This window comes from Sphaerisporangium viridialbum (assembly GCF_049674955.1).
In the GTDB taxonomy this organism is placed as follows: Bacteria; Actinomycetota; Actinomycetes; order Streptosporangiales; family Streptosporangiaceae; genus Sphaerisporangium; species Sphaerisporangium viridialbum.
In genome coordinates this window covers 4642685-4655311 of sequence record NZ_CP187232.1, presented here as the reverse complement: position 1 = coordinate 4655311, position 12627 = coordinate 4642685, and the positions used below count along the sequence as shown (strand labels likewise).

At 67.9% G+C, this 12627-nt stretch carries 7 protein-coding genes and 2 pseudogenes; 4 read left to right on the top strand and 5 right to left on the bottom strand.

Annotated features, from left to right (window positions below; translation table 11 throughout):
- Positions 1 to 423: 423 nt before the first annotated feature.
- Positions 424 to 1200: pseudogene (locus ACOZ38_RS20855) on the top strand (IS256 family transposase); the annotation flags it as partial.
- A gap of 9 nt (positions 1201 to 1209) precedes the next feature.
- Here the strand turns inward: ACOZ38_RS20855 and ACOZ38_RS20850 are convergent.
- A complete protein-coding gene (locus ACOZ38_RS20850) occupies positions 1210 to 3312 on the bottom strand; it encodes an ISAzo13 family transposase (RefSeq protein ID WP_424532812.1) in 2103 nt (700 codons plus the stop codon).
- 47 nt (positions 3313 to 3359) lie between these two features.
- Between ACOZ38_RS20850 and ACOZ38_RS20845 the strand changes: the two are divergent.
- A pseudogene (locus tag ACOZ38_RS20845) lies at positions 3360 to 3839 on the top strand (transposase); the annotation flags it as partial.
- A gap of 1481 nt (positions 3840 to 5320) precedes the next feature.
- On the top strand, positions 5321 to 5875 hold the full coding sequence (locus ACOZ38_RS20840) for a hypothetical protein (protein ID WP_424532810.1): 555 nt from the start codon (positions 5321 to 5323) through the stop codon (positions 5873 to 5875).
- A 176-nt stretch (positions 5876 to 6051) separates the two neighbouring features.
- Here the strand turns inward: ACOZ38_RS20840 and ACOZ38_RS20835 are convergent, their stop codons facing one another.
- The 4 genes from ACOZ38_RS20835 to ACOZ38_RS20820 all read right to left on the bottom strand — a co-directional run bounded on the left by ACOZ38_RS20835 (position 6052) and on the right by ACOZ38_RS20820 (position 10890).
- Complete coding sequence (locus ACOZ38_RS20835; RefSeq protein ID WP_424532808.1) at positions 6052 to 6582, bottom strand: hypothetical protein; 531 nt, start codon at positions 6580 to 6582, stop codon at positions 6052 to 6054.
- A 908-nt stretch (positions 6583 to 7490) separates the two neighbouring features.
- Entirely contained in the window at positions 7491 to 8987 is a 1497-nt protein-coding gene (locus ACOZ38_RS20830; RefSeq protein ID WP_424532806.1) for an FAD-dependent monooxygenase, read from the bottom strand.
- 82 nt (positions 8988 to 9069) lie between these two features.
- Positions 9070 to 9672, bottom strand: coding sequence for a TetR family transcriptional regulator (locus ACOZ38_RS20825; RefSeq protein WP_424532804.1), 603 nt, complete (start codon positions 9670 to 9672; stop codon positions 9070 to 9072).
- 303 nt (positions 9673 to 9975) lie between these two features.
- On the bottom strand, positions 9976 to 10890 hold the full coding sequence (locus tag ACOZ38_RS20820; RefSeq protein WP_424532802.1) for a tyrosine-type recombinase/integrase: 915 nt from the start codon (positions 10888 to 10890) through the stop codon (positions 9976 to 9978).
- Positions 10891 to 11467: 577 nt separating this feature from the next.
- Between ACOZ38_RS20820 and ACOZ38_RS20815 the strand changes: the two genes are divergently transcribed.
- Entirely contained in the window at positions 11468 to 12544 is a 1077-nt protein-coding gene (locus ACOZ38_RS20815; RefSeq protein ID WP_424532800.1) for an RNA polymerase subunit sigma-70, read from the top strand.
- Positions 12545 to 12627: the final 83 nt, after the last annotated feature.

The following is a 12627-nucleotide window of genomic DNA, read 5'->3' as shown; positions in this document are numbered from 1 at the left end:
AGCCGAGGTCGTCCTCGGCCCCGCGGGGCAGCTCTCCTGCTTCGAGGAGATCGTGCAGCTCCTCGAACGCTTCGGAGCCACGGTCGTCCTGCAGTGACGCGGGCTACCCGCTGTATCGCGGCCGAAGGCGTTGACGCGGTCAATCCTGCGTGATCGAGAACGGCCTGGCGTCAGCCCATTCCCAGAAGGCCCCTGCCTCGTCCACTTCCCTCTTCATCAGTGTGAACAGTCCGTGTGGGTCGGCCCCCGGCGGTATGTCAACTGCAATTAACCGCTCTCCGTGCCACTCGCTGAGCAGTCCGGGGTTGCGTCCACGGGGGTGGTGTACGAGTTTCCGCTGTTAGTCAGCGTGGCGTCGTGAAATGAAGACGGCCATCACGTGATCCTTCAGGTTGCTACACCAAGATCGAAGGAGAACAGGTGATGGCCGTGAACGACAGTGTGGACCCTGTGAGCTGGCTGGCGAAGCAGATGGAGACCCAGGATCCGGATCTGTTGCGATCCATGGTGCAGACCATGGCCGAGACGTTGATGTCGGCCGAGGCCGACGGGTTGTGCGGTGCCGGATACGGCGAACGCAGCAGCGAGCGGACCAACCGGCGCAACGGCTACCGCACCCGCCAGTGGGACACCCGCGCGGGGACCGTGGAGCTTGCCATTCCCAAGCTGCGCTCGGGCTCCTACTTTCCTGACTGGCTGCTGGAGCGGCGGCGCCGGGCCGAGCAGGCGCTGGTCAGCGTGGTAGCCACCTCCTATCTGCTGGGCGTCTCCACCCGGCGGGTGGACAAGCTGGTGGAGCAACTGGGCATCAAGCACATCTCCAAAAGCCAAGTCTCGGAGATGGCCAAGGTGCTGGACGATCAGGTGGAGGCGTTCCGTACCCGGGCCCTGGACGCCGGCCCGTACGCGTTCCTGTGGCTGGACGCCCTCACCCAGAAGGTCCGCGAGGGCGGGCGGATCATCAACGTGCACGTGCTGGTCGCCACGGCGGTCAACGCCGACGGACGCCGCGAGATTCTTGGCGTGGAGGTCACCTCGGCTGAAGACGGCGCCGCCTGGCTGGGGCTTCTTCGCAGCCTGGTCGCCCGCGGCCTTTCCGGCGTGCAGCTGGTGATCTCCGATGCGCACACCGGGCTGGTGGCCGCGGTCGCCGCCGCGTTGCCGGGTGCGTGCTGGCAAAGGTGCCGGACCCATTGGAGCCGAAAGGAATCAACTTGTCGTGTCGCGGCTTGACGGGGCTGTGGCGAGGAGGTCGGCGGCAGTGCGGTAGCGGGTGAGGGCTCGGTCTGGGGTGTGGCCTTCTTGTTGGAGAAGGGGACGGGTTTCGCGGATGACGTTGCCGATGGCGGACCTGCTGACGTCGCCGAGAGCATCGGCGAGAACGTCGATGGTGCATAGTTTCCGCTCGTAGAGGATGGTGAGCAGGACGCGTTCACTGTTGCTGATCTTCTGGGGGAAGACACCGCCCCGGGTTCCTGGTTGGCGGGGGCCGCCGCGTCGTTGGTAGCCGAGACGTTCGTTCTGGGCTGCTTGCCGGGCGGCGAGCCGCTCGGTGAGGTGGTTGAGTTCGCTGCGGGTCAGCCCGGCCAGGGCCGGGTCGCGCAGCCGTTCGATGATCTCGGTTCGTGCGGGTCGCAGATCGCCGTCCAGGAAGGCGAGCAGCGCAGCGGCGGTGGCGAAGCGGCTCGGCGCGGCGCCGGGGTGATAGCTGTCGTCTTCCAGGACTCGGCGGGTCTCGCGCACGAGGTCGCTGATGCACACATCGGTGACTTCCAGCAGGTCGGCCAGCACTTTCATGGAGCAGACCTGCCGCTGGTAGATGAGTGTTAGCAGGAGGCGGGCGGCGTCGTCGAACAGTGGTGCGACGCGGAGTTTGCCGGTGGCGCGGCGGGCTCGGCCACCGCGCTGCGCGCTGTGTCGCTCCTGGGTGCGGGCGGCCTGGGCGGGGGCAAGCCGAGCAGCCAGTTGCTGGAGTTGTGCGGTGCTCAAGCCGGTCAGCCGCGGGTCGACCAGGCGCTGGAGCATGCTCTGGCGGCGTTGTGCGGGACCGGCCGCTTCACCGACGGCAGTGGTCTGCGGGATTCCGGCGGCGGACCGGGCGTGGAGGGTGTAGTTCCAGGTGCCGTGCACGGGATGCCGTTCGAGCGGCAGAGCGGCGAAGCGTTCTTTGCTGATCGCGATGCCGGTCGGGTAGTCGCCGGAGTCCAGGGCGGCCTCGACCCGCAGCCCGCCGCTTGAGCGGGTCGCCGCGATCGTCTGGACGACCACCTCGTGCCTGGTTAAGGGCCGGCCCCGCCAGTTGAAGGTGATGTGGGAGAACAATCGATGCTCGATCTTGTTCCACTTCGAAGTGCCGGGCGGGAAGTGGCCGACCGTGATGGACAGGCCGGTCTCGGCGGCCAGGGCGGCTAGTTCACTCTTCCAGACTCGGTAGCGGTGGCCGTTGGAGCCACCCGAGTCCGCGGTGATCAGCAGCCGGGTGGCGTGGGGGTAGTCGAGGCTCCCGCGGGCCTTCCACCAGCGGCGGATCGACTCGACCGCGAACACTGGGGTGTCATGGTCGACGCCGACGTTCACCCAGCCGGTATTCGCGGTGATGTCGTAGATCCCGTACGGGATCGCCTGCTCCACGTCTGGGCCGGTGAAGAAGAAATGGTGGTCCTCGACCCGCACCGGGTCTCCCTTGGGCCGCCACTCCCGCCCGGCCATCGGCAGCCGACCGAGCTGCTCACGTTTCTTGGTATCCACGCTGATCACCGGCTGGCCGTCGACCTGATGCCGTTTGACCTGCTCGTTGATGTAGCGGAACTGGGCATCCCGATCGGGATGCTGGGCGCCCTCGAGTGTCTTGGCATTCGCCTGGAGACTGAAACCCGCCTCCCGCAGTAGACGCCCCACCGTCGGCGCCGAAACCGGATGCCCCTGTCTGGTCAGTTCCTCAGCCAGATGCCGCAGCGACTTCGTCGTCCACCGCAGTGGCGACTCGGGATCACCCCGTTCATCCGGCTCGACCAGCGCCAGCAACGTCGGCACCAGCCCCGCGTCCAGTTCCTCGGCGCCCTTGCGGCCACCGCCCTCCCGCCGCACCCGGCCGTCCGGATACGGGTCCTGGCCGTCCTCCAGTTCGAACACGCCCCTGCGGACGGTCGTCTCGCTCACCCCGCCCAGCCGGGCGACCGCCCGCACCCCGCCATGCCCCAGCAGGCGGGCCTCGGCCGCCAACAACAACCGCCGCTGCCGCTCGTTCAGATGCGGCAACAGCACCTCGAACTTCAACGCCAGTTGCTCGAGCACCTCGGGCAAGATCGCCATAGCAGCACATCAAACCCCAAACCAGGAACCACCGTGTTATTTCCTTACGGTTTCATTACCTGCGCAACCTGTTGACCTGCGTCCCGAAGTCCGCCCAGCCGTGGGTGGCCACCTTGGTGCGCACCATCTTCGACCAGCCCACCGCCGAGCAGGTTCGCACCCAGCACGGCTGGGTGATCGACGCCCTGTCGGCCAAATACCCCGCCGCGTGCGATCACCTGGACGCGGCCCGCGACGAACTGCTCGCCTTCGCCGCCTTTCCCCGCGAAATCTGGAAGCAGATCTGGTCGAATAATCCCCAGGAACGGCTGAACAAAGAGATCCGCCGCCGCACCGACGTCGCCGGCATCTTCCCCGACCGCACCTCGATCATCCGCCTGATCGGCGCGGTACTGACCGAGCAGACCGACGAATGGACCGAAGCCCGCCGCTACATGGGCCTGGACGTGCTGGCCAAGACCAGACTCCGACTCATCCCCGGCGACACACCCCAGCAAAACCCGAAGCCGCAGACACTAACCGCTTAACCTGCAGAAACAGGATCACGCAGAGATCAACTCATACACCACTCCGCTGGACGTGACCCGCTCCAACGCAGATCATCAGCCAATCGTTGCGTTTCACGACCTCCGGTCGCCTCCTCTTGGTCGAGTCCTATCCAGCCCGATCATGCGTCGATTCCCCTGGTAAGGGGGAATGGCCTCTTGGTAGGAGAGGCCATAAGCACGGCTGAGCGAATTCCACAGCCAACGGTAGTGGGCCTCTTAAAGAAGGTGGAGGGCCCCGGATCGGCGCTGGGAGCGCGGTGGTCATACGTTCAAAGATCAAAAAAAGGGCAGGGCCTCCGGGCTACCACCCCCGGAGGGCTCCTGCCTGCGGCAATGGAATCGGACTCGACCAAGAGGCTCGACCACGCCAACTCCAATGTAGGGGCACATCGATTGCGACCGGCCCGTCAAATGCCGGATTCTCCATGATCAGACTTAATTTCAACCCGGAAGGTGGGTAGGCGCACCCCGGCTGAGTGATCCTACGATTATTACGAGATCACCATTTCCCCAGATCAGAGCCATCAGGCATCGGGATCGAGACGCTTCTCAACATCACATTTCAACGCTGAGTTATCGACCCTATACGCAAAGCGATCTGGCAACGGGACACCGAGAGCTCACGAGGTAGCTCAGACGGCAGGGCACGGCAGCCATCCGACCGAAACGGTGAGTGCTCGTCGGTGTCGGGCTGCGACGCAAGCTCGCGGCGGCGTAGCTGGTCGACGGTGACGGCCAGCCGCTCGGACTCCACGGCCAGGCGGTGCTGCGCGGACAGCGCGTCGGTGCGGGCACGTTTGGCGCGAGGACCGGACCGGAGGAAGCGGGGCGATGCGGCAGGAGGGGGATCTCATCGGAAGACCCCACTGCGGCCGCGCGCGGTTCGCCGCAAGGGGATCTCAGCTCGTCGCAGCCCAGGACCGCGCTGCCGGGTGTAGCAGCGCGGACAGGTCACCGTGGCCGCAATGCCGGTCGCCGTCCAGGAGTAGCGGCACAGGAACGTGCGCCGGCAGCGCACCGAAGTGTCGTTGCTCAACAGTTCCCCCGTCTCTAATGGGCCCGTCCGGCCACACGACGGGCACGTCCACTCCGGCGGCATCACGTAGCCCTCAGAGGGTCGTCCCCGCGACACGGTGAAGGATGACCGGGTCCGCATCGGCGCCTCAAACGAGGCGGTGATGTGCCTACAGCGGGCGCACTGCACGTACTCCGGGTCACCTGCCAGGTCCCGGTTGAGCAAGATGGACAACAGCATCCGCACCATGGCCACGCCCTCCACCGGTCGACATCGCCCTACCGGTGTCCCACAACGCACCGTCTCTGTCGATCCCTCCCGCGCCGCGCGCTGCCGGGCCGGCGCAGCCGTAAGCGCGCGCCTGTCCAAGGGAGGCCGTCGCAAAAGGACAACCTCCCAATGTGCCCCGGCGTCCCAGGAGAACCAGGACGACCCGAGGAGCGAGATGCCCTTATCCGAACGATGGCGCGACCAGTACGAGCGGATGCTCCGCAGCCACCGGGCGCTGACGGCCGCCGCCGGCCCCAGTGCGATCGGCCCCGACGAAGCCCGCGACACCCTGTACCGGTTCTTCCAGGAGGCTTACCACCTGAAGGACTGGGTCAAGAACTCACCCACGAGCCACGTGCACACCGCGAAAGCTGGCGCGGTCGTGGAAGACATCTTCGACTCCGCTGCCGGGCTACCGCACATGCAAATCACCGCTGACATCTGCAACGGTATCAAGCACCTGGTCCTCACCAAGAGAACCAAAACGGGGGACAACGCGACTGCCGTCGACAGTCAGAGCGTGGCCGTGGGTCTCCCAACGTTCGTCACGAGAGTCGTCTACCCGGGCAGCCCCGCCGAGCGCAACCCACAGCCGGAGCCGACCGAGACCCCGTCCGTCGAATACCGGTGGACGATCTCATCGAATGGCCAAACGTTCGACGCCATCGACATCGCGAACAAAGTCGTCGCCGAGTGGCAAGACTGGCTCCAGGCCAAGAAGCTGCTGTAGCCGCACCGGAACACCGTCACTCTCCCGAGAGCCGTTCTGCGCCAATGCGGAACCCGGCGACGGCGAGGGCCTGGGCGTCGAGCGGCTCCCCGAGCAGTAGGCGGCGGTCAGGGCTAGCGCCAGTCGAGTGTGATGGTGCGGCGTACCCCGGCCTCGAGCATCGCCTGCGCGCGGTGCTAGCCGTTGCTGTAGAAGGTGCGCCATCGTCCCGCGCGGCCCAGCACGATGGGGTCGGCCAGCAGCGAGAAGAGCGCGGCCAACTCCCACTCCGACACGCCTTCCAGGCGGGCGCCATCGAGGACGGCCTGGCGGATGTCGGCGAATGGGACCCCGGCGCGTTTGGCCCGGTGGACCAGGCGGATCGCAATCGCCGAGGCACGGCGCCAGTCGCCGCCGTGGTACCAGCAGCATGCGCGCACCCGGGCGCGGGGGACCAACTGGCGGGCCAGGCGTTGCCAGCGGTTCAGTGCCAGCGTGCATTCGACGCGGAACGGCTCGGGCTGGGGGAAGGCTGCGACCCACATCACCCGGTAGAAATGCTGCGGTTCGGGCTCGGGCGGCCGGGGCTGGTAGCCCTCGCCGCGCCCGGGGTCGACGGGCGCGCCGATCAGCTCGGCCACCTGCAGGTCGGTGATCGTCTTCCAGCTCGGCTCCTCGAGCTGGAAGGGGCCGGTCTGCGTGAAGGTGACCAGGAGCATCTCCTCCATCTGCTTGTCGGGCAGCAGCTGGTGCTCGATCCAGATGGGCGGCTCTTGCGGTAGGCGGCCTCAGCGGCGGCGCGCGCGGCCAGCAGCCCGGCGGGCAGCTCTCCGGGGTTCGTCGTCGCGGCCGCCGTCGAACTCGGCGCGACGGAACGTAGTACTTGCGCGACCGGAGGAGGACCGGACGGGTGAAACCGATGCGCTGAGATCGTCTGTGAGCGCGTCAACGGTCTTAGTCGGTGTGAGGAGACCACTCGACAGCTGGTGATCGTCGGTCTGCGATGCGCTCAGACGCATCTGTGCGATCTCGTGACTGACGTGTGCACAAGCTCCGCACGGGTCGACCGGTCTCCAGACGCACGTGGTCCTCACACCGAGGGTCGATGCAGTCGTAGCCGCGGCGGGTGATGGTGATGGCCACGCCGGTGGGGTCGGTGACCTCAGCCAGCCGGTAGCGCCAGTGCTCGAAGCGGGCGGTCATCCGCTCGGCCAGCTCGGCGGGCGTGCGGTGCTCCAGCTCGGCGGCCACCCAGCACGCGGCGGCGGCCGTGCTCGGGGATCCGCCCGGCCAGCGCGGCCGGGAGGGCCTGGCGGCAGAGCTCGACGGCCCGCCGGTCCAGGGTGCGGCGCCGCTGACGAGGCGTAGGCTGGCCCTTCGGTGGGGTGTTCACGAGTGCTCATGACCTGGGGCGCAGCAGACCTTTCTAAGATCGCTTCCCGGACAGGAATTGATCGTTTCCCGGGCAGTCGGTACGGACGGGTATCATCGGCGGGTCCTGCATGAGGGTTTCGCCCGGGCCGCCGCAGGCCAGGCCGCAACCGACGTGCCGCATTCCGGACACCTTTCCGATCAAACAGTCAGGACCGCAAAGGCCCAGCTCAGGTGCCCACTAGGACGAGGTGCACCTATCCAGTCATCCCAGCCAGCGTTGGATCGCCGCCCGGAGCGATGCGCCGGACGCCGCGTCCGGCTGCGGGACGTCGGTGGCCCACGCCACGTATCCGTCGGGCCTCAGCAGCAGCGCCGTGCACGGCACGGCGGAGCCGGGCAGCCCCGCGGTTGCGGGGTATCCCCAGTCCCCGCCAGTGAAGTCGATCAGGTGCGGGCGGCCGTCCCTGGTCAGCTCGGCGAGCCGGACACCGTCTTTGAGGTCCAGGTCGGGAGCCCACCGACCGGCCAGCGGATGGTCGCTGCCCACCTCGTAGCGGACGTCGGCGCCCGACATCAGGTCGGCGATACGGCGGACGTTGCGCGGGTCGCCGAGCAGTTCGGTGAACAGCGCGCGCAGGCCGGTGACCTCGCTGCCAGGGGCGATCAGTGCGGATTGGGCGCGCGAGGACATCACCACCCGCTCAGCGACCGGGCGTCGTTCGGACTCGTAGGTGTCGAGGAGACCTGCGGGGGCCGTACCGCGCGCTTCGGCCGCGAGTTTCCAGCCAAGGTTGACCGCGTCCTGGAGGCCAAGGTTGAGCCCGGGCCCGCCGATCGCCGAGTGCACGTGAGCGGCATCGCCGACCAGCAGCACCCGGCCGTCTCGGAAACGCTCGGCCAGGCGGGTGTTGCCGCCGTTGAGCTTGCGCATCAAGTGCGGCCCTTGGCCGTCGGGCGGGCCGAAAGCGATGTTCACGCCGAGCACGCGGTGGGCGCTGGCCTGCAGTTCCGCGAGCGTGAGCGGCCCCTCGGCGTCCTGTCCGTTCCACTCCATGGTGGAGATCAACGGTGCGGGGGTGCCCGGCAGGGGCGCGTACACGAACAACCCGCGCTCGGTCCGGTGGTGCAGGAACGGCGGGATGGGTCCGTACCCGGGGATGTCGAGGCCGCCGGTGGCCGGATCGACGAACTCGGCCGGCACGACGGCGTGCGCGGTGCGCGCGATCGTGTCGTCGGTCGTCACGCCGGGGAAGGCGATCCCGGCCAGCTTGCGTACGATGCTGTGCCCGCCGTCGGCACCGATCAGGTAGCGCGTTTCGATCGTGTACGGCGCGGCTGGCCCGCTGACCTGGAGGGTCACGCCATCCGCGTCCTGGGTGAATCCGGTGAGCTCGTGGCCGCGCCGGATCTCGACGGCGAGTTCGACGGCCCGTTCCTCCAGCATCTGCTCGATCCTGCGTTGCGGAACCTGGAGGATGTAGAAGGGGTTGTCGTCCAGCACACTCAGGTCGATGGGCAGCGCGCCGAAGACGAATCCGGGAGTGGGCCGCGGTGGGTCCTGGTTACCAGCGAGCCGCTCGTACAGGCCTCGCCGGTCTAGCATCCGTACCACCTGGCCGACCAGGCCGTTGGCGCGGTTGTCCTGGGTGCGCTCCGGCAGGCGCTCCAGGACCAGGGGGCGGATTCCGGCTAGGCTGAGCTCGCAGGCCAGCATCAGGCCGTTGGGCCCGGCTCCGGATATGACGATATCGGCGATCATGGTGGTCCTTCCGGGCATGACGGATCGACCGGCGGCAGGCCGGCCTATCTTCGATAGGGAAGATGGGAGAGGTCTGGAAGGGTCAGGGCGTGGGCAAGCCAGCGGCGACCTGACCGAGGGCGTCGCGCAGCAGTTCCTCGAACGGTGCCGGCGCATCGCCGTGGAGCCACAGATGGATGGCCGCGAGTATGGCGGCGCCGACCGCCCCGGCGACCAGGTGCGGATACAGATCTCGATCGGCATTGGTGCCGGTGCGCTCGGCGACCGCCGCGGCCAGCGCATCCTGCGCGGCCGTGTGGGCCTTGAGGAACTCGCCCCGGTGCTCCGGATGCTGGCTCATCAGCTTGACACCGGCGATCCAGCGCTCGTCGGCCGGACGCTCGGCCTCTTGCATGCCAAGCGCGAACCGGGCGAACACGGCATTAGTGATGGCCTCCCACAGGGGTTCGCCGTCCGGCCTGGACCTCAACTCGTCGGCGATCTGCACCGCTCGGTCGAAGTGCCTGGCCGCGATCGCCTCGCCCTTGCTGGAGAAGTAGTTGTTGAACGTGCGGTGCGAGACACCCGCCTCGGCGGCGATGTCCTCCATCTTGACGTTGTCGAAGCCACGCTCGACGGTCAGTTTGATCGCCGCCCAGCTCAGCGCGATCCGGGTTTCTTCCTTCTTGCGCTCTCTCAGCCCCATGCGAATACTCTACGCAAATTTTGCGAGCCACGCAAAGATGCGAGCCACGCAAAGATGCGCGGCTCGCATCTATGCGGCGGCCTTGCTCGATTTCTCTTCCTCGGGCCACCACATCGAGCGGCTCGGCCGCGCGCACTCGCCCGCCCGGCACCTTGATGGCTTCCTCACCGATCTGGTCACTGGTGCCTCCGGGCACACGGGGTCCCCGTAGTTCTCAGGAAATTTCGGGCGGATATGCCTGACCTGCGGTGATTCTGGTCAGTGCGTGGCCATGCGGGCGGCGAGTTCCTCCGCGCTGGGCGTTTAGGTACCGCGTTGAGCGTCGATCTCGTCCAGCCGTCGGTGGGTGCCCTCCTTGGACGGCTTGAGGTACCGCTGTAGCGTGCGGCGGTCTTCGTGACCGGAGAGGTTCATCAGGTCGGCCTCGGTGGCGCCGTCCTCTCCGGCGTGGGTGAGCTGGGAGTGGCGTAGATCGTGCGGGTCCCAGCCACTGGTAGCGGTGCCAAGGTGTCGTTCGGCGGTGCGGTAGGTCATCCGGCGCCGTCGACTGCTCTTGTCGAACTCCCCGGAGCGCGCGGTGCCGTCCTCGGGTGCGCGGCGGGTGGACAGGAACACCGGCCCGGTGCGGCGGCGGCCGAGGAGCTGGCCGAGCATCCGGGCGGTGCGGATGTCGTAGAGCAGGTCGTCTTCCTTGCCGCCCTTGCGGATCGTGCGGGCACGGCGGTTGGCGCGGTCCAGGTCCTCGACGCCCAGGCGCAGCACCTCGTCGGCGCGGGCGGCCGTGGAGTACAGCATCGACCACAGCGTCCGGTCCTCCAGCGACTGGCGCTTGTCGGTGATCAGCCGGTCGATCTGTTCGCGGGTGCGGACGCGGTTGTCGGTCGGCTTGGGCTGGTGTTCCCGGTCGAGTCCGGCCAGGACCGCGGTCGGGTCGCCGATCCAGTCCTGTTCGTGGAAGTAGGCCAGGGCGGAGCCGACGGCGGCACGCTTGGCGTTGAACGTCGATGGCGCCTTGCCGCCCCAGGCGGCGCGGATGTTGGCGTGCAACTGGTCGCAGCCGGCGTCGGCCAGTTCGCCGAGGTCGGTGATCCCGGCGAACGCGGTCGGCAGGGCCGAGGTGTAGGAGCGGACGGTCTCTGGCGAGGTGATCCGGCCCGACCGGCCGCGCCGGTCGGGCAGGTGCCGCAGGAACGAGGCGAGCGCCTCGGAGGTCGGCACGCCGCTCGGCGGCGCCTGTCGGTCGGCGGTTGCGCGACGGCGGCCAGGTGCCGTTCGGTGGCCATCGGGACCCCGCTCCCCTCAGCTGTCAGATAACACGCATAAAGGGGTGTCGCCGCCGGGGACGTCGTCCCAGGAGCGATCCTCCAATTTGTCAGATAATGCGGGATTATCTGACACGCCGAGGCCCGTCGACAGGAAACGTGATCACTATGACCTCAGCGTACGACGGCGCCAGTGCGAAGAACCATCGACGCACGGCTGCACGAACAGGCGCTCGCGCACCTGAAGGCGCCGCCGGAGCCGCTGACGCTGAACAGCAGGCCGCGGACTTCGTCGAGCGGGTGCGGGACCGGCCGGGCAAACACGCCACCGGACAACGACGCGAAGCTGTGGGGTGCTACGGGGACCCCACCTCGACATCGAGGGTGTGCCCGACCCGGAGCACGTCCCCTGGATCGACCCGACCCATCCGGCCTGACGAACGGCCTGGTGTCAGCGGCTTCACCGATCAGAAATCCTCCGCCACGTCGTCAGTTCTGGTAGCCCCTCGCCACCCGCGGAAGGATTGACGACCATGACCGACGCCAGACTGCTGGGCGACGACGAGGCCGCGTTCATCGCGGCGGCCCGCTCAAATGACGCAGCACAGTTCGCGCTCATCACGGAGCGCTACCGGCGTGAGCTGCAGGTGCACTGCTACCGGATGCTCGCGAACTACGAGGACGCCCAGGACCTGACGCAGGAGACGTTCCTGCGAGCTTGGAACAAGCGGGAGTCGTTCAAGGGCCACGCGGCCCTGCGGACCTGGCTGTACCGTATCGCGACGAACGCCTGCCTCGACTTCCTGGAGAAGCGCAACGACCGCACACCCGTACCGTCCGAGCTGCCGGACCCCGGCTCCGAGGTGCTGTACCTGCAGCCCTACCCCGACCGGATGCTCCCCGAGGACCCGCAGGAATCGGTGGTGGCGCGGGAGACGATCGAGCTGGCGTTCATCGTCGCCGTCCAGCACCTGCCGCCGCGGCAGCGGGCGGTGTTCATCCTGCGCGACGTCGTCGGCTGGCCGGCGTCGAAGGCCGCCGACGCCCTCGAGCTGACCGTCGCATCGGTGACCAGTGCACTGCAGCGGGCGCGTGTGACGATGCGCGAGCAGCTGCCCGACCGCCGCCTCGATTGGCGGAGCCCCGCCACCCACGAGCTGTCGAATGACGAGCGGGGCGTGGTGAAGTCGTATATCGACGCCCATGAGCGCAACGACCTGGACGGGCTGATGTCCCTGCTGCGCGACGACCTGCGCTTCGCGATGCTGCCCGAGCCGGGAACCTCGGTCATCACGGCCAAGGACGCGGTGGACGGCTGGGTCTCCGGTGGGCTCTTCCAGCGCGGCCACGACGACTGGCGCTGTATCACCACGACGGTCAACCGCATGCCTGCCGCCGCGCTGTACCTCCGCACCCCCGACGACCCGGAGTACCGGCTATTTACCATCGCGGTCCTGCACATCGTCGACGGGAAGATCGCCGAGCTCACCGGATTCGACGCCACCGACAAACCATGGCTGGGCCTGCCCCCGACACTGTCATCAGACGAAGGCCCCATCGTCGACGAGTCCAGCGCACGGGCCGCCGTCACCGAAGTCACCGCGGAATGAGCACCCCGACCAGCTGAACACCCACGCGACAACGCGAACACCACCGCCCCGCCGGCGCTGCCGGCGGGGCATCTTCATGCCCG

What these genes read in the sequence shown, in the direction of transcription:
- ACOZ38_RS20850 (WP_424532812.1), bottom strand. Translation starts at nt 3,312, where the DNA reads ATGGCGATCTTGCCCGAGGTGCTCGAGCAACTGGCGTTGAAGTTCGAG.
- ACOZ38_RS20830 (WP_424532806.1), bottom strand. Translation starts at nt 8,987, where the DNA reads ATGATCGCCGATATCGTCATATCCGGAGCCGGGCCCAACGGCCTGATG.
- ACOZ38_RS20835 (WP_424532808.1), bottom strand. Translation starts at nt 6,582, where the DNA reads ATGGAGGAGATGCTCCTGGTCACCTTCACGCAGACCGGCCCCTTCCAG.
- ACOZ38_RS20840 (WP_424532810.1), top strand. Translation starts at nt 5,321, where the DNA reads ATGCCCTTATCCGAACGATGGCGCGACCAGTACGAGCGGATGCTCCGC.
- ACOZ38_RS20825 (WP_424532804.1), bottom strand. Translation starts at nt 9,672, where the DNA reads ATGGGGCTGAGAGAGCGCAAGAAGGAAGAAACCCGGATCGCGCTGAGC.
- ACOZ38_RS20815 (WP_424532800.1), top strand. Translation starts at nt 11,468, where the DNA reads ATGACCGACGCCAGACTGCTGGGCGACGACGAGGCCGCGTTCATCGCG.